Origin of the sequence: Aeromicrobium sp. Leaf272, assembly GCF_001422865.1 — a bacterium.
Taxonomy (GTDB): Bacteria; Actinomycetota; Actinomycetes; order Propionibacteriales; family Nocardioidaceae; genus Aeromicrobium.
In genome coordinates this window covers 662557-685204 of sequence record NZ_LMMY01000013.1, presented here as the reverse complement: position 1 = coordinate 685204, position 22648 = coordinate 662557, and the positions used below count along the sequence as shown (strand labels likewise).

Below are 22648 nucleotides of genomic sequence, written 5' to 3'. Positions count from 1 at the left end.
GGACGAAACCTACGCCTGCACCCGGTGCCGACCGGAGCGGCTAGGCGGCGTCAGCCGCGGTGCGGCCGCGGCGACGCGCCAGGAGGAAGTACGCCAGTGCACCCACGAACACGATGACCGAGGTGAACACGTTCAGCCGGACACCGAGGAACTCGTTCGCGGTGTCGATCCGGAGCTGCTCGATCCAGAACCGGCCGGCGGTGTAGAGCATCACGTAGAGCGCGAACGCCCGACCGCCCGTGAGGCGGACCCGACGGTCGATCGCGACGATGAGCGCTGCGGCGGCGAGGTTCCAGATCATCTCGTACAGGAAGGTGGGGTGGAACGTCGCGAACTGCTCGTACCCGTCGGGGCGGTTCTGCGGCGCGATCTCGAGCGCCCACGGCACGGCGGTGGGACGGCCGAAGAGCTCGGAGTTGAAGTAGTTGCCGATGCGGCCGACGGCCTGGGCCACGAGGAGCCCCGGCGCGAGCGCGTCGGCCACGGCCAGGAACGACAGGTCGTAGCGGCGACAGGCGATCCACACGCCGAGCGCACCACCGGCGATGGCACCCCAGATGCCGAGGCCGCCGTTCCAGATGTAGAGCGCCTCGATCGCTCGGCGCCCCTCGCCGAAGTACAGCTCGGGGTCGGTGACGACGTGGTAGATCCGCGCGCCGACGATGCCGAACGGGATGGCCCAGATCGCGATGTCGCTGATGGCGCCCTCGCGCCCGCCGCGGGCCTGGAGGCGGCGTTCGCCGATCCAGATCGCGAGCAGGGCGCCGACGATGATGCCCAGGGCGTAGGCGCGCAGCGGGAAGGGTCCGATCTCCCACACGCCGGTCGACGGGCTGGGGATGGAGGTCGCGAGGCCCGCGACGGACGACACGGTCATCGGACGACTCCTGCCCGCAGCTCACGGGCCAGCTCGCCGACGGCGGCGACCCCGCTCTCGGCGTCGGGCGCGTCGAGGAGCAGCCGCACGAACGCCGAGCCGACGATGACCGCGTCGGCGTACTGGGCGATCTCGTGGGCCTGGGCGCCGTTGCTGACGCCCAGACCGACGCCCACCGGCTTGTCGGTGACCTTGCGCAGACGCGCGACGAGCTCGGGGGCCAGCGAGCTGGTCTCCTGACGCTGACCCGTGACCCCCATGACGGCGGTCGCGTAGATGAAGCCGCTCGCCGCGTCGGCGGTCATCGCGAGCCGCGCGTCGGTCGAGGACGGCGCCACGAGGTACGTGCGGTCCAGCCCGTGCTCGCGCGACGCCGCCTCCCACTCGGCGGCCTCGTCGGGGATGAGGTCGGGCGTGATCAGCCCGGCTCCCCCGGCTGCGGCGAGGTCGGCGGCGAAGCGGTCGACGCCGTACCGCTCGACCGGGTTCCAGTAGGTCATGACGACCGTGGGGGCGCCGGTCCCGGCGACACGTCGCACGACGTCGAAGGCCTGGCTCGTGCGGAACCCGTTCGCGAGCGCGGTCTCGGCCGCGGCCTGGATGGTGGGGCCGTCCATGACGGGGTCGCTGTACGGCAGGCCGATCTCGACGAGGTCGCACCCGCCCTCGACCATCGCCGTCAGCGCGGCGACCGACGTGTCCACGTCGGGGAAGCCGGCGGGCAGGTAGCCCACGAGCGCGGCGCGGTCGTCGGCGCGCGTGCGCTCGAACAGGTCGTCGATCCCGCTCACTCCTCCACGCCTTCCTCGAGCACGACCGGGCCGTCCAGGAGGCCGAAGTACTCCGCCGCGGTGTGCACGTCCTTGTCGCCGCGGCCCGAGAGGTTGACGAGGATGGTGGCGTCCGGTCCGAGCTCCTTCGCGAGCGTCACCGCACCGGCGAGGGCGTGGGCGGTCTCGATCGCCGGGATGATGCCCTCGGTCTTGCAGAGCAGGTCGAAGGCCGACATGGCCTCGGCGTCGGTGGCGGGCACGTACCGGGCGCGGCCGATGGACGCGAGGTAGGAGTGCTCCGGCCCCACGCCCGGGTAGTCGAGCCCGGCCGAGATGGAGTGCGACTCCATGGTCTGGCCGTCCTCGTCCTGCAGCAGGTAGGAGCGGGCGCCGTGCAGCACGCCGACGTCGCCGGCGGTGATGGGCGACGCGTGCCGGCCCGTCTCGTAGCCGTCGCCACCGGCCTCGACGCCCAGCAGCTGGACGTCGGGGTCGTCGATGAACGCCGTGAAGAGGCCGATGGCGTTGGACCCGCCACCCACGCAGGCCACGGCCGCGTCGGGCAGCCGGCCGGTCAGCTCGAGGACCTGGCGACGGGCCTCGTCACCGATGCCGCGGGTCAGGTCGCGCACCATCGACGGGAACGGGTGCGGGCCCGCGGCGGTGCCGAACAGGTAGGACGTGTGGTCGACGCTGGCCACCCAGTCGCGCAGGGCCTCGTTGATCGCGTCCTTCAGGGTGCGACTGCCGGTGGTGACCGGCACGACCTCGGCGCCGAGCATCTTCATCCGTGCCACGTTGAGCGCCTGGCGCTCGGTGTCGACCTCGCCCATGTAGACGGTGCAGTCGAGGTCGAGGTAGGCGCACGCAGTGGCCGACGCCACGCCGTGCTGACCGGCGCCGGTCTCGGCGATGGCTCGCGGCTTCCCGATCCGCTTGGCCAGGAGAGCCTGCCCGAGGACGTTGCGGATCTTGTGCGCACCGGTGTGGTTGAGGTCCTCGCGCTTGAGCAGCACCCGTGCGCCGACGGCCTCGGAGAACCGGCTCGCCTCGTAGAGGGGGCTGGGCACGTTCGCGTACTCGCGGAACATCCGGTCGAGCTCGCCGATGAACGCGGGGTCGGCCTGCGCGTCGGCCCAGGCCTCGGCCAGCTCGTCGAGGGGCGCGACGAGCGCCTCGGGCATGAAGCGACCGCCGAAGCGGCCGAAGTGGCCGGTGGCGTCCGGCTGTACGTAGGTCATGAGGTCCTTCTCTGGCGTGGCTGCGCGGTGGGTGACGGTGGGGTCGCGGCGACCGTCACCATCGCCGCAGTGGCGTCGTGACCACGTCAGGACCTCTGCTGCAGGGCGGGGTGGGCGCCGGCGGCCACGAGGTCGGCGACCGTGGCCCGCGGGTCGTCGCCCCGTACGAGGGTCTCGCCGACCAGCACCACGTGGGCACCGGCGCGGGCGTACTCGAGCACGTCGTGCGGACCGCGCACGCCGGACTCGGCGACCCGGACCACACCGTCGGGGATCCGTGGGGCCAGACGTTCGAAGGTGTCGCGCTTGACCTCGAGCGTCTTGAGGTCGCGCGCGTTGACGCCGACGAGCTGCGCTCCGGCGTCGAGGGCCCGCTCGACCTCCTCCTCGTCGTGGACCTCCACGAGAGGCGTGAGGCCGATGGACCGGGCGCGCTCGACGAGGCTCACGAGGGCCTCCTGGTCGAGCGCCGCGACGATGAGCAGGGCCATGTCGGCACCGGCGGCGCGGGCCTCCCACAGCTCGTAGGAGGTCGTCATGAAGTCCTTGCGCAGCAGCGGCACGTCGACCTGGGCACGCACCGCGCGCAGGTCGTCGAGGCTGCCGTCGAAGCGGCGCTGCTCGGTGAGCACGCTGATGGCGGCCGCTCCGCCGGCGGCGTAGTCGCAGGCGAGCGCGGCGGGGTCCTTGATCGCGGCGAGCGCGCCCTTGCTCGGGCTGGAGCGCTTGACCTCGGCGATGACGCTCACGCCGTCGGCCCGGAACGCCGGCATCGGGTCGAGCGCCGGGGGCTGGCGCAGCGCCTGCTCCTTGAGCTGGTCGAGCGAGCACGTGGCCTGACGTGCGGCGCGGTCGGCCGCGACGCCCTCGAGGATGTCGTCGAGCACGGTCATGGCCACCTCCTCGTCGTCGGCACTTCTCCTGCCCTCCAGGGTAGACCGCACCGACCCCGCGGGTCGGTCAGGGTCCGAGCACTCCCCCTGCAAGGGTCCACCGCACGAGGGTGAAGACCACGACGACCACGCCCACGACGAGGAGCAACGTCGACGAGACACCCGTCGACGTGGTGGTGGCGCCGGGGCCCGAGATGCGGGCCGGCCCCCTCCCGGCGGCTCGGACGGCCCACCGCGTCCAGGCGACCGCCGCGAGGAGCACCAGCCCGACCGCGAGCGCGTTCTGGGCCAGCGCCGCACCCACGTCGCCGTGGAGCAGGTCGTGCGTGGCACGCAGCCCACCGCACCCCGCGCAGGGCAGACCCGTCGCTGCGAGGAACGGACAGGCGCCGAAGGCGCCCGGGACGTGCGGGTCCCGCACCGCCACCACCCCCAGCACGACTGCTCCGGCCAGGCCACCCCACAGGGGGCCCGACCGGAGCAGGTCGCGTGCCGGCGTCACGAGGAACCGGGTCTCGCCGCGGAGATCAGGCCTTCTTGAAGTAGGCGTTGGACTCCGGTCGGAACAGCAGGAAGACGGTGGCGATCGTCAGCAGGGTGCTGATGATCGACAGGACCAGCAGCAGCGCAGGCTGGTTGCCCAGGCCCATCAGGCCGAAGAGCACGCCGATGACGCCCAGCACGGTGTAGACGATGCGCGCCCAGTTGGCGCCCTTGCCGATGAAGTAGGCGAACATCGCGGCGAGGGCGACGCCGATGACGACGCCGATGACGAGACTGATCATCACGCCGGCGCGAGCGGCGTCGCGGTCCAGGGTCGTTCCGGAACCGGCGCTCTCAATGGCCTGGTCCACCAGGTCGTCGATCATCGTGAAGGTCAGGACGGTCGAGATCAGGCTGAGGCCGACGCTGACCCAGATCAGCTTGACGGCGTTCTGCACCGACGCCGGGGCCGGACCCTTGGCGTCGGGACGGTACTCGGGCTCGGGGCTTGCGGGGAACGGCTCCATGGGTCCTCTTCCGGTCGGGCCGGGTGTCGCCCCGGCTCGTGTCCATCCAAGCGTGGACTGGGCAGAACGTCCAACGTCCGGCCGCGCGGCGTGTCCCGACGTCAGCGACGCACGGGGTAGGTGTTGATCGCCTTGTCGTGCACGGTCTGCTTGCGCTCGTCCCACAGGGGCCAGAGCAGGTCGACGAGCAGGCCGATGAAGGTCCACTGCAGCAGACCGGCGACGAGCCACCGGAAGAATCCCTCGAGGGCGCCGACCGTTGCGCCGTCACGTCCGACGACGTGCACGCCCACCAGCTGCTTGCCGAGGCTCTGTCCGCGGTACCCGACCCTCAGACCTCGGTTCCACAGGTCGAACCCGAGGTACAGGACGAACCCGAGCCCGACGACCACGAGTCCCCACGGGTTGGTGTTCGTGAACTCGTCGGTGACCTCGTCGTAGTCGGCGTCGACGAAGAGCAGCACGAACCCGCCGACGATCGGCACGATCGACAGCGCCAGCACGATGAGTCCGTCGACGAACGACGCGAGCACGCGGATCCACCACCCCGCGGGCTCCTCCGGGACCGAGCGGTCCGCCTGGCCAGGGAAGGCCGGCGCGCCAGGCTGGACGCCCGCACGGACGTCCGGCTGCGCGGGCGGCGACCAGGGCGTGCCGTGCGTCGGGCCGGCACCGCCGGGCTGCTGCTCCCCCGGGTAGCTCGGGTAACGGGGCCCCTGGGGCACGTCGGGGCTCATGGGAGCGTCAGTCGGTCGTCGCGCGGTGCTCGTCGACGCCGTGCGGTCGGTCACCGTGGCCGGGTGCGCGCTCGGCGCCCAGACCCATGCGCGACATGATCAGGCCGATCGGACCCGCGGCGACCGCGAGCACGACACCGATCGTGAAGGGCACCCAGTGCGGCTCGGGGATCAGAGCGATCCCGCCGATGGTGAAGCCTGCGAGGCAGACCAGGACGGCGGTCCAGGACGCGGGCGACGATCCGTGCGACATGCAGCTCTCTCTCCTGCGAGGGGGACGACGGGCGACAGCCTACCGGGGCGCATCGGCGTCGGCCGGTGCGCCCCGGAGGGCGTCGCTCAGGACGGCTGCGACCGTGCGAGCACCGAGGACGCGGGAGCGGGCGCCAGGACGGCGGCGCTGCGGGGGCGGCCGGAGTGACGCGCGATCAGGTCCATCACGTCGCGGCGGCCGAGCTGCTTGCCGATGCCGAGGACCCCGAAGATCGTCGCGGCCAGGATCACGACGTCGAGCTTCGCCTGGTAGCCGTTGAGGCAGGCGCGGCAGTAGGCCGCCTCCAGCTCGAGGCGCTCGCCGTCGGTGAGCGCCTCGCGGCCGACGAGCTGGGCCGGGCCGGTCAGGCCGGCACGCGTCAGGAACCGGTCGGAGACCTGCGGGTACTCCTCGCGGAGGCAGTCGATGACGTTCTGCGGCAGCGGACGGTTGCCCACCACGCTCATGTCGCCGCGCAGGACGTGCCAGAGCTGCGGCAGCTCGGTGAGCGCGAAGCGCTCCACGAAGCGACCGATCCGGGTGTAGAGCGGTGAGTCGGCCGGGATGTTGAGGAAGCGGGTGTCGGACGCGACCGGCACGGTCTCACGGTTCACGAGCTTGTCGGCGTTGCGCACCATCGTGCGGAACTTGGTCAGCAGCACGACCTCGTCGACGCTCACCCGGCGGCGTGACCGGTAGAACACCGGGCGCCCCTCCGACACGAGGACGGCCAGGGCCACCGTGAGGACGACCGGGACCCAGACGACGGCTCCGGCCACGGTCAGCAGCAGGTCGAGCGAACGCTTCTTCCACATCAGGAGGTCTCCTTGGTGCCGACAAGCTCGAGGGGTGGGTCGATCCGCCCGGGCAGAGCGCCCGAGACGACGAGTGAGAGGGACCGCACGAGCAGCCACAGACGGGCGTCCAGGCCCACGACGCGGCGACGCCCGGCTCGCGCTGCCCGGTCCTGCAGGCATCGCTCGACGCGGACCGCGAGGCCGGAGAAACCGGCGTGGAGGCGGTGCCAAGGACGGGTGCGCTCGCCGGCGGCGACGAGACGTCCCGGGTAGAGGACGTCGAGGCGCGCGGCGGGGTGCTCGGCGACGAGCGCCACGAGTGCCTGCTCCACCAGGGACTTGAAGCCCCCGTAGTAGCGCCGGTCGGGCGTGGGTGCCAGCGCCACGACGGAGGACACGAGGACGAGCCGGACCGGACGACCGGCCGCCGCGTCCAGCACCCGGCGCAGGAATGCGAGGTCGCGCTCCGTCGCCGCGGTGTCACCCACGAGGTCCACCGGCCCCGGGTGCACCGGTCCGAGCGCGCAGACCGCGACGTCCACGGACTCGACGTCACGGAGCAGCGTGGCGAGCTCGTCGCCGGCCACGTCGACCACGTCGGCTCCGGCGGCCCGCAGGGCCGCCGCGTCGGTCGCGCCACGCGAGACGGAGAGCACCGGCCCGCCGTGCCGGTCGGCCAGCTCACGGCCCGTGCGGGTCAACGGTCCGACGACGACCAGCGGCACGCCGGTGGGCCGCGACACGTCACGCACCCCGACGTCGAGACCGGTGACGGCCCGCGTCGCGGCACTCATCGCGCGCTCCGCAGCAGCACGGACTCGAAGCGGTCGGCGCACGAGGCCAGGGAGAACTCCTGCTCGGCGAGGTCGCGAGCCTCGGCACCGACCTCGTCGCGGCGTCCGGGCTCGGCCAGGAGCTGGTCGACCCACGCGGCCGCCGCCGGGAGCGAGGCGGTGTCGGGCCGGCCGACGTGCCCGCCGGCCCGGCGCACCAGCCCGGAGGCGGCGTTCTCCTCGGGCATCAGTCCCACGACGGGACGACCGGCGCACAGGTAGGACAGCGTCTTGGACGGGACGGAGAACGCACCCGCCTGCTGGTCGAGGAGGACCACGAGCACGTCACCGCTGGCCAACACCTCCGGGAGCCGGTCGTAGGGCTGGAACGGCAGCAGCGTGAGCGGGACGTCGAGCCGGGCGGCCTCGGCCTGCAGGACCGGGACGGCGGGCCCCTCGTTCACGACGACCAGCCGGACCTCGCGGCCGCGCTCGCGCACCGCGGCGGTGAGCTGGACCAGCAGCGCGGGGTCGTGCTTGAGCCCGAGGGTCCCGGAGTACAGGATCGTGTCGACGTCGTCGAGCTCGTTCTCGACCGCCCAGTCGTTCTTGCGCGGACAGGGCACGATCTCGTCGAGCGGGGCCCAGTTCGCGATGACCGTGACCTTGTCGGCCGTGCCCCATCCCGCGTGCACGGGCACGAAGGACTCGGCGATGACGACGATCTCGCGGGCGCGGCGCGACGTCCACCGCTCGGCGACCTCGAAGCCCACCGCCACCGCACGGAAGGAGCGTGAGAGCTTCGCGCCGGCGAAGGACCGCACCGCCACGGAGTACACGTCCTGGTGCCAGAGCACCCACGGCTGGCGCAGCACGAGCATCGCGGCCGCGAAGACCACCAGGGTCGGGATCTGGACGTTGGACATGAGGGCGACGTCGGGACGGACGCGTCGGACGTGGCGGACCAGCTCGAACCCCAGCCTCAGCTCGAGGAGCAGACGATGGACGAAGCGGCTCTTGTCGAACACGATGCCGTCGCCCACGGTCTCGAAGGTGATCGACTCACCCTCCGCGGACTCGAGTCGACCCTTGCCCGAGACGTAGGCGTTGCAGGTGGAGTGGGTGACGTCGTGGCCACGCCGCGCGAGCTCCCGGCTCAGCTGGGCCTGGAAGGGATGCCCGCTGAAGTCGTGCACGAGTACGCGCATCGGACCTCCAACCGTCGTCACCGCTCGTCGGTGTCGAAGATCTCAACGACGGGTGCACCCGGGAGTTACGAGTCCTCCAGGTGAATTCAGGACTTTCGTCCCGCATGGCTCAGAGCGTGGGGTCGCGTCCCTCGTCGAGCGCCTTCCACGGGTCGTCGTCGACGCGTGAGCGCGACGGCGCGTCGTACCGGCCGCTCATGGCGGGCCACGACCTGCCGTGCCGGACGGTCACGGCACCGAGGCCGGTCGCGAGCAGGAACCCCGCGGCCGCGACGTAGGACCACGACGACCTCGAGACGGCTCCGAGGTCCTGGCCCGTGAAGGCCGGGGACTGCTCGGCGGCCGAGGACAACGACGCGTCGACGTCGGCCGCCGAGACCAGGCACACGGCAGCACCGCCGAGTCCGAGCACGACGACGAAGAGACCGACGACGAGCCGCCCGCGCCCGCGGGTCGCGAGCACGGCGAGCGCGGCGGTGACCACGACGACGGCCAGGGCGGCGGCCAGCGGGGCGACGTCGCGGCCCGTGACCACGATCGTGTCGGGCGGCAGGCCCGTCGGGGCCAGCCGGGTGCTGGCCCAGGTGCGGCCGAGTGCCAACCAGGTGAGCCCACCCACCGCCAGCAGGCCGAGCACCACCGGCGCGTACAGACGCCGCCCGGACGCAGCCGTCACAGCAACCGGTCCTTGTCGAAGCAGGTGGTCGCGCCGGTGTGGCAGGCCGGACCCTCCTGGTCGACCACGACGAGCAGCGTGTCGCCGTCGCAGTCGAGGCGCACCTCGCGCACGGCCTGGGTGTGGCCGGAGGTCTCGCCCTTGACCCAGTACTCCTGGCGGCTGCGGCTCCAGTAGGTGCCCCGGCCGGTCGTGAGGGTGCGGTGCAGCGCCTCGTCGTCCATCCACCCGACCATGAGGACGTCGCGCGTGCCGGCGTCCTGCACCACGGCGGGGACCAGCCCCGCGGGATCGCGCTTGAGCCGGGCGGCCACGGCTGGGTCGAGTGAGGTCACGGTGCCATCCTCCCAGAGGTCACTCGGCCGCCGGCACGATCCCGAGCGAGGCCTGCGCCACCCAGCTGGCGTGCAGGCGGGCGTACACGCCCCCGGCGTCGACCAGCTCGTCGTGCGACCCGTCCTCGACGAGGCGGCCTGCGTCGAACACCAGCACGCGGTCGGCGTTCTCCGCCGTGCTGAGCCGGTGCGCGATCGTGACGCTCGTGCGTCCCTCGAGCAGGGTCTCCAGCGCACGCGTGGCACGCAGCTCGGTCTGCGGGTCGACCGCACTCGTGGCCTCGTCGAGCACGAGGAAGTCGGGGTCGGCCAGGGCCGAGCGCACCAGCGCGACGAGCTGGCGCTCCCCCGCCGACAGCGACTCGCCCCTCTGCCCCACGCGTGTGTCCAACCCGTGCGGCAGCCCCGCGAACCAGTCGGTGAGGCCGAGGTCGTCGACCGCGGCGACGAGCTCGACGTCCGTCGCGTCGTCGCGCCCGTACAGCAGGTTCTCGCGCAACGTCGCGTCGAACAGGAAGCCCTCCTGGGGGACCATGAGCACGTGGCGCCGCAGCTCGTCGAAGGAGACCCGCGCGATGTCGGTGTCGCCGAGCCGCACCGTCCCGCGCACCGGGTCCATGAGGCGGGTGAGCAGCTTGGCGAAGGTCGTCTTGCCCGAGCCCGTCTCGCCCACCACCGCCACGCGCTGGCGCGGCTGGATCGTGACGTCGACGTCGCTGAGCACCTCCGGGCCGTCGGGGTAGGCGAACGCGACGTGCTCGAACCGGGCGCCGAGCACCTCGTCGGGCAGACCGACCCCGTCGGGACCGGGGTCGACCACGTCGGCCGGGGTGTCGAGCAGCTCGATGACCCGCCGCCACGAGGCGATGGCGTTCTGCGCCTCGGTCAGGACCTGCGTGGCCATCTGCGCGGGCCCCACGAGCAGACCGACGAGGAACGCGAACGCGATGACGGTCCCCATCGACAGGCCACCGGCCACGCCGAGGACCACTCCGACGGCCACGGCACCGGCGTTCGCGAGCCCGCCCACGAGGCCGGCGGAGGCGAACGTGACCGCCACGAGCTTCTGGGCGCGGACGTTGGCGTCGAGGTTGCGCTGGATGCCCGCGTCGACCCTGGCCTGCGTGCGGTCCTCGATGGCGTGCGCCTTGACCACGGAGGCACCGACGACCGGCTCGGCCACGACGGCGAGCATCTCGCCGACGGTCCGGCGCACGGTGTCGTAGGCGCGGCTCAGCCGTGCGGCGAAGTACTTCAGGCTGGCCGCGAGCGGGAGGAAGCACAGCCAGACGACGAGGGTCAGCTGCCAGGAGTAGAACGCCATGATGACCGTCGCGACGAGCATCTGGCCGAGGCTGATGACGATCATGATGCCGGTGAACTGCAGGAACAGGGACACCTGGTCGATGTCGGACGTCACCCGCGAGACGAGGACGCCCCGGCGCTCGGCGTTCTGCGTGAGCATCGAGAGGTCGTGCACGTGGCGGAACGCCGTGACACGCAGCTCGGCGAGGCCGCGCTCGCTCGCCACGAACAGGCGCACGCGCATCCAGTAGGCGACGACCGCCGTCAGCAGGACGAGCACGAGCGCGCCGAGCAGGTAGGGACCGATGGCGGACAGGGTCGTCTCTCCCCCGTCACCCAGCCCCGAGTCCACCGTGCGCTGGATGACCACGGGCACCACCGAGCCGCCCACCGTGCTCAGCACGGCGAGCAGCAGCGTGAGTCCCAGGCCGTCCTTGATGGCCGGCGACAGCGCGAGGCCGCGACGCACGATCTCGCGACCGGACGCCCGGACGGTGGTGACGCCCGGCAGGCTCACCTCGGTGCTCGTGGCGGTCATGCCTGTGCCTCCCTCGCCTGGTCGTACGCGTCGACGAGGTCGCGGTAGACCGCCGACCCCGCCATGAGCTCGGCGTGGGTGCCACGCTCGGCCACCCGTCCGCCGTCGAGCAGCACGACCTCGTCGGCCAGGGCGATGGTGGCCTTGCGGTACGCCACGACGAGGACCGTCGGCCCGCCCCCGTCGGCCGTGCGATCGGCCAGGGCGCGCAGGATGCGCTGCTCGACCTCGGGGTCCACGGCGCTCGTGGCGTCGTCCATGACCAGCAGCCGGGGCCGCCGCACGAGGGCGCGCGCCAGGGCGAGGCGTTGGCGCTGCCCGCCGGACAGGGTGGTCCCGCGCTCACCGAGCTGAGTGTCGAGCCCCGCGGGCAGGCGGGCGACGAAGCCGTCGGCCTGGACGGTCCGCAGCGCCTCCCAGACGTCGGCGTCGTCGACGTCGGCCCCGAGCGTGACGTTCTCACGGACGGAGTCGTCGAACAGGAAGGTGGTCTGCGGGACCACGGCGACCGCGTCGGCCAGGGCCCGGTGGGTGAGGCCCGCGACGTCGTGACCGTCGAGCTCGACCGTGCCGGAGCGCGGGTCGACGAGGCGCGAGAGCAGGGTCGTGAGGGTGCTCTTGCCGCTGCCGGTGGCACCGACGAGGGCCGTGACGGACCCCCGCGGCACGTGCAGCTCGACGCCGTCGAGGACGTCGTCGCCCTCGCCCGACTGCACGGCGTCGTCGAACTGGTAGGAGACTCCCCGCAGGTCGAGGTCGACCGCACCTGCGCCCGGCAGGGTGGCGGTGCCGTAGGTCATGGACCCCGACGCCTGCAGCACGCTCTCGACACGGTCCCAGCCGACGACGCTGCGGGGCAGCTCGCCGAGCACCCAGCCGATGGCACGCACCGGGAAGGCGACCACGGTGAACAGGTAGGCCACCTGCACGACGTCGCCGGGCTCGGCGGCACCGCTGGCCACGCGGCCGACACCCAGGACGATCACGGCGAGGATGCCGAGGTTCGGCAGGGCCTCCAGCAACGGGTCGAAGATGCTGCGGATCTTCCCGACCTCGATGTTGGCGTCGCGCAGCTCCTCGGTGGACCGGGCGAAGCGGGCGGTCTCGTCGGCCTCGCGACCGAGCGACTTCACCACCAGCGCGCCGTCGAAGGACTCGTGGGCCACGGCGCTCAGGTCGCCGCGCAGGGCCTGGGCGTGCGCGACCTTGGGCGAGAGCCAGCGCTGGTAGAACACGTTGATGCCGAACAGGGCCGGGAACACCACGAGGCCCACGAGCGTGAGCACCCAGTCGGCCTCGAGCATCGCCACGAGAGCGGCTGCGAGCATGGCGATGACGCCGACCGCCATCGGCAGCGGCATGAAGACCGCCCACGTGGCCTCGACGTCGGCGTTGGCGTTGGAGAGCAGCTGGCCGGTGGGGTGGCGGTGGTGCCACGACATCGGGAGGGCGAGGTACTGACGGGTGACCTTGCGGCGGTAGGTGGCGACCAGGCGGTAGTAGACGATGCCGCCGATGAGCCGCCGCGCGATGACGCCGAGCGCCCGCAGCACGGCCACGCCGAGGAACAGGGCGATCGAGGTCCAGAGGGCGCCCTGCAGCACCTCGCCCTGCTCGAAGGACGGCCGGATGACGTTGTCGGTCGCCCACCCGAGCACCCAGGCGTCGGCGACGGTCATCGCGCCGAAGAGCACGCTGCCCACGACCGAGATCGCGAACAGCGCCTTCTGCTCGCCGATGCCGCGTCCGAGCAGGCCGAATCCGCGGCGCATGATCCGGTCGGGCTGGGCCGATCCGAGCTGGCCCGATCCTGTCGGTACCGCCTCGGTCCGGGCTGCCTCGGCCTCGACCGCCTCGGCCTGGGCCGGCCTGGGGGCGCTACCTGACACGGTGTCCCGCTGCTCGCAAGGTCTCTTTCACCTGTCCGATGGTCAGCTCGCCGAAGTGGAACACACTCGCGGCGAGCACGGCGTCGGCACCGGCCTCGACCGCAGGAGCGAAGTGCTCGAGCCGTCCGGCGCCACCACTGGCGATCAGTGGCACCTGTGTAACGCCGCGGACCGCCCGAATCATTTCCAGGTCGAAGCCCTGCTTCGTCCCGTCGGCGTCCATCGAGTTGAGCAGCACCTCGCCGACGCCCAGCTCGTCGGCTCGGCGGACCCACTCCACGGCGTCGATCCCGGCGCTTCGCCGGCCGCCGTGCGTGGTGACCTCGAACCCGCTGGGCTGGGCGCCCTCGCCCGACGTCGGGGCACGTCGCGCGTCGACGCTGAGGACGAGCACCTGGTTGCCGAACCGCTGGGCGATCTCGGCGATCACCTCGGGTCGCGCGATGGCCGCGGTGTTGATGCCGACCTTGTCGGCGCCCGCGCGCAGCAGCCGGTCGACGTCGTCGACGGTGCGCACTCCCCCGCCGACGGTGAGCGGGATGAAGACCTGCTCGGCCGTGCTGCTCACGATGTCGAACGTGGTCGCGCGGTCCCCGCTGGAGGCCGTGATGTCGAGGAAGGTGAGCTCGTCGGCGCCCTCGGCGTCGTAGACCCGTGCCATCTCGACCGGGTCGCCCGCATCGACCAGGTCGACGAAGTTGACGCCCTTCACGACGCGCCCCGCGTCGACGTCGAGGCAGGGGATGACACGCACGGCGAGACTCACCCGCCGAGCCTATCGGCGCCCCCGTCTAGGCTCCCGCCGTGGCCACCACCTACCAGTGCTTCTTCTGCCGGGCGACGATCGACATCACCTCCGACGAGGCCATGGTCGTGAACGTGCACCGTCGGATCGACGAGGACGAGTGGGGTGACGACTGGTTCGTCGACAGCGCGAAGGACACCTTCCGCTTCTGCTCGCAGGCTCACCTGGCCCAGTACATGCAGCAGTACCCGCTGCCCCCGCCGAACATGGGCGTCGACGCCGACGACGACGAGTGGACCCTCGGCGACACCGTGGGGTGCGCCGTGGTCGTCCTGGTGCTGGTGGCTCTCCTCGCCGGGTCCGTCTACGGGCTGGTCACCCTGGTCTCCGACCTGCTCTGAGACCGCCGGACGAGTCGTCAGCGCTCGAGCCCGCGGCGCTTCCTGGCGATCTTCTCCTCGAGCTCCTCGACCCGCTGCTCTCGGTTGAGGTGGTGCATGAACCAGCCGAACCCGATGCCGAGGCTCGGGAAGACCGGCCAGAAGAAGAGCAGCTCGCCCGATCCCGCGCTCGTGGCCGCCCAGATCCCGGTGGTCAGCGCGGTGACACCGATCCAGCCGTTGCGGGAGTCGCGCGACTCACGCCGGAACTTCTCCTCCGCCTCGGTGCGGGCGGAGCGCGCCGTACCGGCGGGGCGTCGCTCAGCGACCAGGTCCGAGAGCAGGGGCACGACGTCCGCCACCACGAGCACCCCGAGGGCGCCCTCGACGCGACGTTCGTACTCCGCACGGTCGAGCCGGCCCTCGGCGTACGCGTCGCGCAGCACGCCGAGCACGACGTCGCGGTCGGCGTCGCTGGCGCGCAAGGTCGCGGCCGCCGGCGTGCTCGGGTCGGCGCTCAGCCGGTCCCACTCCCCTGTCATGGGCCCAGCGTGCCACGGCCCAGGAGCTGGGCGCCGGACGTCGTGGACCTGCTCAGCGACCGCGCGTGAGGGCGAGCGCGTCCTCGAGCGTGAACTGGCCGGTGTACAGGGCGGTGCCGGCGATCGCGCCCTCGACCCCGATGTCGACCAGACCCATGAGCGCCTCGACGTCGGCCAGCGTGGTCACGCCGCCGGACGCCACCACCGGGCGGTCGGTGCGCGAGCACACGTCGCGCAGGAGGTCGAGGTTCGGACCCTGCAGCATGCCGTCCTTGTTGACGTCGGTGACGACGTAGCGAGCGCAGCCCTCGCCGTCGAGCCGCTCGAGCGTCTCGTACAGGTCGCCACCGTCGCGGGTCCACCCGCGCGCGGCGAGGGTCGTGCCGCGGACGTCGAGCCCGATGGCCACCCGGTCGCCCCACTCGGCGATCGCTCGCGCGCACCACTCGGGGTGCTCGAGCGCGGCCGTGCCGATGTTCACGCGCCGGCACCCGGCGGCCATGGCGGCGGCGAGCGACTCGTCGTCGCGCATGCCGCCGGACATCTCGACGTCGATGTCGAGCGTGCCGACGATCCGGGCCAGCAGGTCACGGTTGTGGCCGTGCCCGAAGGCGGCGTCGAGGTCGACCAGGTGGATCCACTCCGCGCCGGCGGACTGCCAGCGCAGCGCCGCCTCGACGGGGTCGCCGAACCGCTTCTCCGAGCCGTCGACCCCCTGGACGAGCTGCACGGCCTGGCCGCCCTTGACGTCGACGGCGGGCAGCAGCTGCAGGTAGTCACTCACGGGGCCGATCGTATCGGCGGTCCTCGGCCTCGGGGATCGCGGCGTCGTAGGGTGTCGCCGTGCCGCTGCTGCTCCGCCTGCTGGGTCTGGGATCGGTCGCGCGCGCCGGGTCGCAGCTGCCCCCGGGCCTGCCGCGTGTCGTCTCGTCCGTGCTGCTCGTGGTGGCCAACCTCGTGCCCGTCTGGGGCGTGCTGCGCGGCGACCTCGGCGTCGGCGACGTGTTCGTCCTGTACTGGATCGAGAACGTGGCCGTCTGGCTCGTCACGATCGTCAAGATCGCCACGGCCCGGGCGAAGGACGACGCAGCGAGGCTGACCATGACCCTGAACGGCCGACGCGTGGAGCCGGACCCGCGCGTCATGGCGGGCTTCTTCGCCTTCCACTACGGCCTCTTCACCCTCGTGCACGGCGTGTTCGCCTTCGTGCTGGCCTTCGCGACCGGCGGGTTCACCGGCAGCGCGGGCTTCTGGGTCCTCTCGGTGCTGGTGCTGGTCTGGAGCCACGTGCTGTCGCTCGCGCTGCACTGGTTCGGCCGCGACGAGCGTGTGCGCGCCACCCCGTCGCGCACGATGCTGCTCCCCTACCCGCGGATGGTCGTGCTGCACCTGTCGGTGATCGGGGCGTTCTTCCTGCTGGGTGGTCCCGACGGCCGTCCCGCGGAGGCGATCGGACCCGTCGTCCTGCTCTGCGGCCTCAAGACGCTCGTCGACCTGGGCTTCCACCTGCGCGAGCACCGATCCTCGCCGCCGGCCGACCCCGTGGCGCTCGAGCCACGGTCGGGCCCGGGCCAGCGGTAGGCCTAGCACCCCACCAGCACCCGATTCGGTGCGACACCTACCTCCGACGGCCGGATTCGGTGCGACACCTACCTCTGACGGGTCAGAGGGTGGCGAGCCAGTTCTCGAGCAGGCGGCGGCCGGCGTCGCCGGACTTCTCGGGGTGGAACTGCGTGGCCCAGAGCGGACCGTTCTCGACGGCGGAGACGAAGCGGTCTCCCCCGTACTCGGTCCAGGTGACCTGCGGCGCGCGGAACGACGTGCCCTCGACGTCGAGCTCCCAGCGCCGCACGCCGTAGGAGTGCACGAAGTAGAACCGCTCCCCCTCGAGACCGGCGAACATCCGGGAGCCCTCGGGCGGCTCGACCGTGTCCCAGCCCATGTGCGGGACGATCGGCGCCTGGAGACGCTCCACGACGCCGGGCCACTCCCTGCACCCGGTCGTCCGGACACCGTGCTCGATGCCCTCGCCGAACAGGATCTGCATGCCCACGCAGATGCCCAGCACCGGCCGACCGGCGATGAGCCGGCGCTCGATGATCCGTTCGCCGTCGACTTCCAGCAGGCCGGCCATGCACGCCGCGAACGCGCCGACGCCCGGCACGAGCAGTCCGTCGGCGGTCTCGGCCACCGCAGGGTCCGACGTCAGCGTGACGTCCGCCCCCGCGCGCTCGACGGCGCGCACCGCCGACCGGAGGTTGCCCGATCCGTAGTCGAGGACCGCGACCGTGGGTCGCCCCGCGACCGGCGCCGTGCCGTCCGTCACTACAGCGCGCCCTTGGTCGACGGGATGCCCGTCTCCCGAGGGTCGGGCTCGATCGCCTCACGGAGCGCGCGGGCCAGCGCCTTGAACTGGCACTCGGCGATGTGGTGCGGGTCGCGGCCGGCGAGCAGCGTCATGTGAAGCGTCAGCCCCGCGTGGTGCGCGATCGACTCGAGCACGTGCGACGTGAGGGACCCGGAGTACTGGCCACCGATCACGACCGTGATCTGGCGCTCCGGCTCGCCCGCGTGCACGAAGTAGGGCCGCCCGGACACGTCGACCGTGCAGGTGGCGATCGCCTCGTCGAGGGGGATCGTGGCCGTGCCGTACCGACGGATGCCGGCCTTGTCGCCGAGCGCCTCGCGCAGCGCGTCGCCGATGGCGATCGCGGTGTCCTCGACGGTGTGGTGGGCGTCGATGTGCAGGTCGCCCTCGGTCTTGACGGTGAGGTCGACCAGCGAGTGCCGGGCGAGGGCGGTGAGCATGTGGTCGTAGAAGCCGACACCCGTCGAGATGTCGTGCTTGCCGGTGCCGTCGAGGTCGAGCTCGACGACGACGTGCGACTCCGAGGTCTTCCGCTCGATGCGTGCTGTTCTGCTGCTCACGAGGTGACCTCCTTCAAGGCCGTGAAGAACGCGTCCATCTCGGACGGCGTCCCGATGGAGACGCGCAGCCATCCTAGGGGGCCCGTTTCGCGGATCAGGACCCCGCGGTCCACCAGCGCCTGCCACGTGGCGTGCCGGTCGTCGAACGGACCGAACAGGATGAAGTTGGCGTCCGAGTCGGCCACCGTGAAGCCGTGCTCCCGGAGCCGGGCAGCCGTCGCGTCGCGCGTGGCGCGCAGGGCGTCGACCTGGGCCAGCAGCTCGTCGGTGTGGCGCAGCGCCGCCTCCGCCGTGGCCTGGGTGACCGACGACAGGTGGTACGGCAGCCGCACGATGCGCAGCGCGTCGACGACGTCGGTGTGCGCGGCCAGGTAGCCCAGACGCCCGCCGGCGAGCGCGAAGGCCTTGCTCATGGTGCGCGTGACGACGAGCCGCGGGAACTCCTCGAGCAGCTCGAGCGCCGACGGCGTGCCCTCGCGGCGGAACTCGGCGTAGGCCTCGTCGACCACGACGAGACCGGGCGCGGCCTCGAGCACGGCCCGCGTGTGCGCAGGGTCCAGCGCGGTGCCGGTGGGGTTGTTGGGCGAGGTCAGGAACACGACGTCGGGCCGCTCGGCCTCGATGAGCGCGACCGCGGCCGTCGCGTCGATCCCGAAGTCCTCGCGGCGCTGCCCGGCCACCCACCTCGTGTGGGTGTTGCGCGCGTACTCGGGGTACATCGAGTACGTGGGGGCGAAGGAGAGCGCCGTGCGGCCGGGTCCGCCGAAGGCCTGCAGGATCTGCTGCATGACCTCGTTGGAGCCGTTGGCCGCCCACACCCGCGAGGCGTCGAGGTCCGCCGCCGGCACCTCGGCCATGAGGTAGGCGGCGAGGGCCGTCCGCAGCGACCACGCCTCACGATCGGGGTACCGGTTGAGCCCGAGCGCGGCGGCACGCACCGACGCGGCGATGTCGTCGGCGGCGGCCTCGCTGGGCCCGTAGGGGTTCTCGTTGGTGTTGAGGCGCACGGGCACGTCGATCTGCGGCGCGCCGTACGGCTCCTCGTCCCGGAGCTCCTCGCGCACCGGGACCCAGTCGGGGACGCTCATCGGTCCACTGCAGCCGAGGCGGATCCGGTCCGCACCGCCACGGCGGCACCGTGCGACGGCAGGTCCTCGGCAGCCGCGAGCACCTCGACGTGGTGGCCGACCTCGCGCAGGGCCTGCTCGGTGTAGGTGACGACGTGCACGTTCTTGCAGAAGGCGCGCACCGACAGTCCCGACGAGTGGCAGGCGCAGCCCGCCGTGGGCAGCACGTGGTTCGACCCGGCGGCGTAGTCGCCGAGGGACACCGGCGTCCAGGCACCGACGAAGATCGCACCGGCGTTGACGATGCGGGCGGCGACGGCCGCCGAGTCGGCGGTCTGGATCTCCAGGTGCTCGGCCGCGTACGCGTTCGCGACGTCGACCGCCTGGTCCAGGTCGTCGACGAGCACGATGGCGGACTGCCGGCCGGCCAGCGACGTGGTGATGCGCTCCGCGTGCGTGGCCGTGGGCACCTGGCGCTCCAGCTCCGCGCTGACCGCGTCGGCGAGGGCGTCGCTGGGCGTCACGAGGACGCTCGCGGCCATGGGGTCGTGCTCGGACTGGCTGATCATGTCGGCCGCCACGAACGCGGGATCGGCCGTGTCGTCGGCGATCACGGCGATCTCGGTGGGCCCGGCCTCGGAGTCGATCGCCACGGTGCCCTGGAGGTAGCGCTTGGCCGCGGCCACGTAGATGTTGCCCGGACCGGTCACGAGGTCAACGGGCCGCACGGAGCCACCGGTGGCGACGCTGCCGTAGGCGAGCAGCGCGAGCGCCTGCGCTCCCCCGGCGGCGTACACCTCGTCGATGCCGAGCAGGGCGCACGCCGCGAGGATCGTGGGGTGCGGGAGGCCGCCGAACTCCGACTGCGGGGGCGACGTGAGCGCGATGGACCCGACGCCCGCGACCTGCGCCGGCACCGTGTTCATGACGACGGTGCTGACCAGCGGCGCGAGTCCGCCGGGCACGTAGAGGCCGACGCGCTGCATGGGCACGATCCGCCGCTCGACGGTCGCGCCCTCGGCCACGGTCGTGACGACGGTCTGCTCCAGCTCGGCCTCGCACGTCACGCGCAGCCGGGCGACGGACTCCTCCAGACCCGCCCGGATCGCCGGGTCGAGCTCGGCAAGAGCGGCGGCCAGGTGCTCCGGGGCCACCCGCAGCGACGCCGGGCGCACACCGTCGAAGCGTTCGCCGTACTCGAGGACGGCCTCCTCGCCGCGGGCTCGGACGTCCTCGCACAGGGGCGCCACCACCTCCAGCGCGTGCTCGACGTCCTGCTGCGCACGGGGCAGCTCGGCGGTCGGGTCGAGGCGGAGGTCGAGGCGTCTGATCACGCACCGATTCTAGGGACCACCCCTGCGCCTAGGATCGGGCCCCGTGACGTCACGCGACCTGCAGCAGCCCGTCGTGGCCGGCGTCGTGACCGCGATCGTCGGCTTCACGTCCTCGTTCGCCGTCGTGCTGGCGGGTCTGCGCGCCGTCGGCGCCTCGCCCGACGAGGCCGCGAGCGGGCTGTTCGCCCTCACCGTGGCGTTCGGACTGCTCATGTCGGGCCTCGCCCTGTGGACACGGCTGCCGGTCACGCTGGCCTGGTCGACCCCGGGTGCCGCCCTGCTGGTGAGCACCGGCCCCGTGGCCGGCGGATGGCCCGCCGCCGTGGGTGCGTTCGTGCTCACCGGCGTGCTCCTGGCCCTGACCGGCCTCGTGCCGTGGCTCGGCCGGCTGGCGGCTGCCATCCCCGTCCCGCTGGCCCAGGCGATGCTCGCCGGCGTGCTGCTCCAGCTCTGCCTCGCCCCCTTCACGGCGTTCGCGGCGTCGCCCTGGGCGGTCGGCCCGGTGATCGTCGTGTGGCTGCTGGGCACCCGGTGGGCGACCCGGTGGGCCGTCCCGCTGGCCCTGCTCACGGCCCTCGTCGTCATCGCCGTCTCGCTCGTCGACAGGGGGACCACGCTGGAGGCCGCGTCGCTGCTCCCCCGGCTCGAGCCCACGGCACCCGTGCTCACGGTCGCGTCCGTCGTCGGCATCGCGCTCCCGCTGACCGTCGTGACCCTGGCGTCGCAGAACATCCCGGGCGTCGCGGTGATGCGCAGCTTCGGCTACACCGTCCCGTGGCGCGCCTCGATGGTGACGACCGGCGCGGGAACCGGGGTCGCTGCGGTCTTCGGCGGTCACGCGATCAACCTCGCCGCCATCTCGGCCGCGCTCGCCGCCGGTGAGCAGGCCGGTGACCGGTCCCGCCGGTGGGTGGCCGCGTTCGTCGCGGGGCTCACCGCGCTGGTCCTGGCGTTCACCTCGGGCGCCCTCGTGGCCGTCACCGAGAAGGCGCCGGCCGGCATCGTCGAGACGGTGGCCGGGCTCGCACTGCTGTCCACCTTCGCCGCGTCGATCGTCGCGGCCCTGCAGGACGCGCACGGGCGGACGAGCGCCGCGGTCACGTTCCTGGTCGCCGCCTCGGGGCTGCAGCTGCTCGGCGTCGGGGCCGCGTTCTGGGCGCTGGTCGTCGGCCTGCTGGTCCGGTCCACCATCGAGCGGCCACCGCACGAGGAGGAGCCCCGTGGCGAGACCGACGAAGCCTGAGGCCACGCCGGCCCTGGCCGCCGTGCGACGTGCCGGCGTGGAGCACCGCGTGCACCGCTACGAGCACGATCCGCGTGCCACCTCGTACGGGCTCGAGGCCGCCGAGGCCCTCGGCGTGGAGCCGGCGCGGATCTTCAAGACCCTCCTGGCGGACGTCGACGGCGAGCTGGCCGTGGGCGTCGTGCCCGTGACCGCCCAGCTCGACCTCAAGGCCCTTGCGGCGGCCCTCGGGCACAAGCGCGCCCAGATGGCCGACCCGCAGCGCGCCGAGAAGGCCACCGGCTACGTGCTGGGCGGCATCTCCCCGCTCGGCCAACGACGTCGGCTCCGCACGGCGATCGACGCGTCGGTGCTGGACTGGGACACCGTGCACGTGTCCGCGGGCCGACGGGGGCTCGAGGTCGAGCTGGCACCGACGGACCTGGTGCGGCTCACCGCAGCGACGCTGGGTCCGCTGGCACGCTGACGCGGGAACGACGCCCGGTGGCCCACGTGATGAGCAGCAGGCCGAGCAGACCGGCGATCGGCCACACGAGGAACGAGGCGAGGGCGTCGACCGCCGGCTGAGCCGGGATGAGGTCGCCGATCTGCGGGTCCGTCGTCGCCGCCGGGTCGCCCGGTCCCAGCCAGAGACCCACGCGCCACGTGACGACCGACGCCAGGAGGGTGCCGGCGACGACGATCGGTGCCAGGACCCAGCCGAGGCGACGCAGCACGAAGCCCACCACGACCGCCCACACCAGGCTCAGTGCGGCCCCGATCGCCACGAACAGCAGCTCGACGCCGACCTGCAGGCCGGAGGCCTCCTCGGTGAGGACGATCCCCTGCTCGGTGACGAGCCACTCCGGCGGACGGGAGAGCCCGATCCACAGCGCACCCGCGCCGACCGAGACCAGGAGCAGGACGAGGACCGCCAGCACGGCTCGCCCGATCGCGCCGCGGGCACCGTGGCCCCCGCTCACCCCAGACAATGTGGCCCCAGGAGCTCCTTGAGGTCGGCGATGAGCGACGAGGACGGCTTGACCCGCAGCCCGTCGTCGAGCCGCATGACCTTGGTGGTGCCGGTGCCGACGAGGCGCAGGTGCACCTCGGTCATGCCCGGGT

Annotated in this window: 27 protein-coding genes; 4 read left to right on the top strand and 23 right to left on the bottom strand. The window is 72.7% G+C overall.

Annotation, left to right across the window (positions count from 1 at the left end; translation table 11 throughout):
- Positions 1-40: 40 nt before the first annotated feature.
- The 16 genes from lgt to hisF all read right to left on the bottom strand — a co-directional run bounded on the left by lgt (position 41) and on the right by hisF (position 14071).
- Positions 41-877 (bottom strand): prolipoprotein diacylglyceryl transferase, encoded by an 837-nt coding sequence (gene lgt, locus ASF38_RS12570; protein ID WP_056576406.1) that lies wholly within the window; start codon positions 875-877, stop codon positions 41-43.
- Positions 874-1668 (bottom strand): tryptophan synthase subunit alpha, encoded by a 795-nt coding sequence (gene trpA, locus ASF38_RS12565; protein ID WP_056576403.1) that lies wholly within the window; start codon positions 1666-1668, stop codon positions 874-876. Before trpA ends, lgt begins: the two co-directional genes overlap by 4 nt.
- Positions 1665-2891 carry a tryptophan synthase subunit beta gene (gene trpB / locus ASF38_RS12560; protein WP_055965846.1) on the bottom strand — a complete coding sequence of 409 codons (1227 nt, stop codon included), beginning with the start codon at positions 2889-2891 and terminating at the stop codon, positions 1665-1667. Before trpB ends, trpA begins: the two co-directional genes overlap by 4 nt.
- An 86-nt stretch (positions 2892-2977) precedes the next feature.
- Positions 2978-3784 carry an indole-3-glycerol phosphate synthase TrpC gene (gene trpC / locus ASF38_RS12555; RefSeq protein ID WP_055965843.1) on the bottom strand — a complete coding sequence of 269 codons (807 nt, stop codon included), beginning with the start codon at positions 3782-3784 and terminating at the stop codon, positions 2978-2980.
- A gap of 67 nt (positions 3785-3851) precedes the next feature.
- A complete protein-coding gene (locus tag ASF38_RS12550; protein ID WP_056576400.1) occupies positions 3852-4286 on the bottom strand; it encodes a DUF2752 domain-containing protein in 435 nt (144 codons plus the stop codon).
- 25 nt (positions 4287-4311) lie between these two features.
- Entirely contained in the window at positions 4312-4794 is a 483-nt protein-coding gene (locus ASF38_RS12545; protein WP_056555674.1) for a hypothetical protein, read from the bottom strand.
- A gap of 101 nt (positions 4795-4895) precedes the next feature.
- Positions 4896-5531, bottom strand: a complete 636-nt coding sequence (locus tag ASF38_RS12540; protein ID WP_056576396.1) for an RDD family protein — start codon at positions 5529-5531, stop codon at positions 4896-4898.
- Positions 5532-5538: 7 nt separating this feature from the next.
- Positions 5539-5784 (bottom strand): HGxxPAAW family protein, encoded by a 246-nt coding sequence (locus ASF38_RS12535; RefSeq protein ID WP_055965834.1) that lies wholly within the window; start codon positions 5782-5784, stop codon positions 5539-5541.
- An 86-nt stretch (positions 5785-5870) separates the two neighbouring features.
- On the bottom strand, positions 5871-6599 hold the full coding sequence (locus ASF38_RS12530) for a sugar transferase (protein WP_055965832.1): 729 nt from the start codon (positions 6597-6599) through the stop codon (positions 5871-5873).
- Positions 6599-7375, bottom strand: coding sequence for a hypothetical protein (locus tag ASF38_RS18120; protein ID WP_056576393.1), 777 nt, complete (start codon positions 7373-7375; stop codon positions 6599-6601). The genes ASF38_RS12530 and ASF38_RS18120 overlap by 1 nt, the downstream gene beginning before the upstream one ends.
- Positions 7372-8562 carry a glycosyltransferase family 4 protein gene (locus tag ASF38_RS12520; RefSeq protein WP_056576390.1) on the bottom strand — a complete coding sequence of 397 codons (1191 nt, stop codon included), beginning with the start codon at positions 8560-8562 and terminating at the stop codon, positions 7372-7374. Before ASF38_RS12520 ends, ASF38_RS18120 begins: the two co-directional genes overlap by 4 nt.
- Before the next feature lie 109 nt (positions 8563-8671).
- The gene (locus ASF38_RS12515; RefSeq protein WP_056555663.1) at positions 8672-9238 is read right to left on the bottom strand and encodes a Trp biosynthesis-associated membrane protein; all 567 of its coding nucleotides are present in this window, start codon (positions 9236-9238) and stop codon (positions 8672-8674) included.
- Positions 9235-9573: a phosphoribosyl-AMP cyclohydrolase gene (gene hisI / locus ASF38_RS12510; RefSeq protein ID WP_056576387.1), complete on the bottom strand. Its 339-nt coding sequence runs from the start codon at positions 9571-9573 to the stop codon at positions 9235-9237. Before hisI ends, ASF38_RS12515 begins: the two co-directional genes overlap by 4 nt.
- Before the next feature lie 19 nt (positions 9574-9592).
- The gene (locus tag ASF38_RS12505) at positions 9593-11416 is read right to left on the bottom strand and encodes an ABC transporter ATP-binding protein (RefSeq protein ID WP_055965821.1); all 1824 of its coding nucleotides are present in this window, start codon (positions 11414-11416) and stop codon (positions 9593-9595) included.
- Positions 11413-13305 (bottom strand): ABC transporter ATP-binding protein, encoded by a 1893-nt coding sequence (locus tag ASF38_RS12500; RefSeq protein ID WP_369815010.1) that lies wholly within the window; start codon positions 13303-13305, stop codon positions 11413-11415. Before ASF38_RS12500 ends, ASF38_RS12505 begins: the two co-directional genes overlap by 4 nt.
- Positions 13295-14071, bottom strand: coding sequence for an imidazole glycerol phosphate synthase subunit HisF (gene hisF / locus ASF38_RS12495; protein WP_055965817.1), 777 nt, complete (start codon positions 14069-14071; stop codon positions 13295-13297). The genes ASF38_RS12500 and hisF overlap by 11 nt, the downstream gene beginning before the upstream one ends.
- Positions 14072-14109: 38 nt before the next feature.
- Between hisF and ASF38_RS12490 the strand changes: the two genes are divergently transcribed.
- On the top strand, positions 14110-14451 hold the full coding sequence (locus tag ASF38_RS12490) for a hypothetical protein (RefSeq protein ID WP_055965814.1): 342 nt from the start codon (positions 14110-14112) through the stop codon (positions 14449-14451).
- A gap of 17 nt (positions 14452-14468) precedes the next feature.
- Here ASF38_RS12490 and ASF38_RS12485 read toward each other — a convergent pair whose 3' ends face one another.
- Both ASF38_RS12485 and priA read right to left on the bottom strand, forming a co-directional pair.
- The gene (locus ASF38_RS12485; RefSeq protein ID WP_056555656.1) at positions 14469-14972 is read right to left on the bottom strand and encodes a DUF1707 domain-containing protein; all 504 of its coding nucleotides are present in this window, start codon (positions 14970-14972) and stop codon (positions 14469-14471) included.
- 52 nt (positions 14973-15024) lie between these two features.
- Positions 15025-15756, bottom strand: coding sequence for a bifunctional 1-(5-phosphoribosyl)-5-((5-phosphoribosylamino)methylideneamino)imidazole-4-carboxamide isomerase/phosphoribosylanthranilate isomerase PriA (gene priA, locus ASF38_RS12480; RefSeq protein WP_055965809.1), 732 nt, complete (start codon positions 15754-15756; stop codon positions 15025-15027).
- A gap of 59 nt (positions 15757-15815) precedes the next feature.
- On the opposite strand from priA, the gene ASF38_RS12475 reads away from it, so the two are divergent.
- A complete protein-coding gene (locus ASF38_RS12475; protein WP_056576384.1) occupies positions 15816-16553 on the top strand; it encodes a DUF6498-containing protein in 738 nt (245 codons plus the stop codon).
- 82 nt (positions 16554-16635) lie between these two features.
- Here the strand turns inward: ASF38_RS12475 and hisH are convergent, their stop codons facing one another.
- The 4 genes from hisH to hisD are packed head-to-tail and all read right to left on the bottom strand — an operon-like array spanning position 16636 to position 20301.
- Entirely contained in the window at positions 16636-17298 is a 663-nt protein-coding gene (hisH, locus tag ASF38_RS12470; protein WP_056555653.1) for an imidazole glycerol phosphate synthase subunit HisH, read from the bottom strand.
- The gene (hisB, locus tag ASF38_RS12465) at positions 17298-17900 is read right to left on the bottom strand and encodes an imidazoleglycerol-phosphate dehydratase HisB (protein ID WP_056576381.1); all 603 of its coding nucleotides are present in this window, start codon (positions 17898-17900) and stop codon (positions 17298-17300) included. The genes hisH and hisB overlap by 1 nt, the downstream gene beginning before the upstream one ends.
- Positions 17897-18988 carry a histidinol-phosphate transaminase gene (locus ASF38_RS12460; protein ID WP_056576378.1) on the bottom strand — a complete coding sequence of 364 codons (1092 nt, stop codon included), beginning with the start codon at positions 18986-18988 and terminating at the stop codon, positions 17897-17899. The genes hisB and ASF38_RS12460 overlap by 4 nt, the downstream gene beginning before the upstream one ends.
- On the bottom strand, positions 18985-20301 hold the full coding sequence (hisD, locus tag ASF38_RS12455) for a histidinol dehydrogenase (protein WP_056576375.1): 1317 nt from the start codon (positions 20299-20301) through the stop codon (positions 18985-18987). Before hisD ends, ASF38_RS12460 begins: the two co-directional genes overlap by 4 nt.
- A 43-nt stretch (positions 20302-20344) precedes the next feature.
- Here hisD and ASF38_RS12450 point away from each other — a divergent pair, with 43 nt between their 5' ends.
- Together ASF38_RS12450 and ybaK are read left to right on the top strand one after the other, a co-directional pair.
- Positions 20345-21544, top strand: a complete 1200-nt coding sequence (locus ASF38_RS12450) for a benzoate/H(+) symporter BenE family transporter (protein WP_082480717.1) — start codon at positions 20345-20347, stop codon at positions 21542-21544.
- Positions 21522-22010 (top strand): Cys-tRNA(Pro) deacylase, encoded by a 489-nt coding sequence (ybaK, locus tag ASF38_RS12445; protein WP_055965795.1) that lies wholly within the window; start codon positions 21522-21524, stop codon positions 22008-22010. Before ASF38_RS12450 ends, ybaK begins: the two co-directional genes overlap by 23 nt.
- On the opposite strand, the gene ASF38_RS12440 is transcribed toward ybaK, so the two are convergent.
- Positions 21976-22506 carry a hypothetical protein gene (locus ASF38_RS12440; RefSeq protein WP_055965794.1) on the bottom strand — a complete coding sequence of 177 codons (531 nt, stop codon included), beginning with the start codon at positions 22504-22506 and terminating at the stop codon, positions 21976-21978. The genes ybaK and ASF38_RS12440 overlap by 35 nt on opposite strands.
- Positions 22507-22648: the final 142 nt, after the last annotated feature.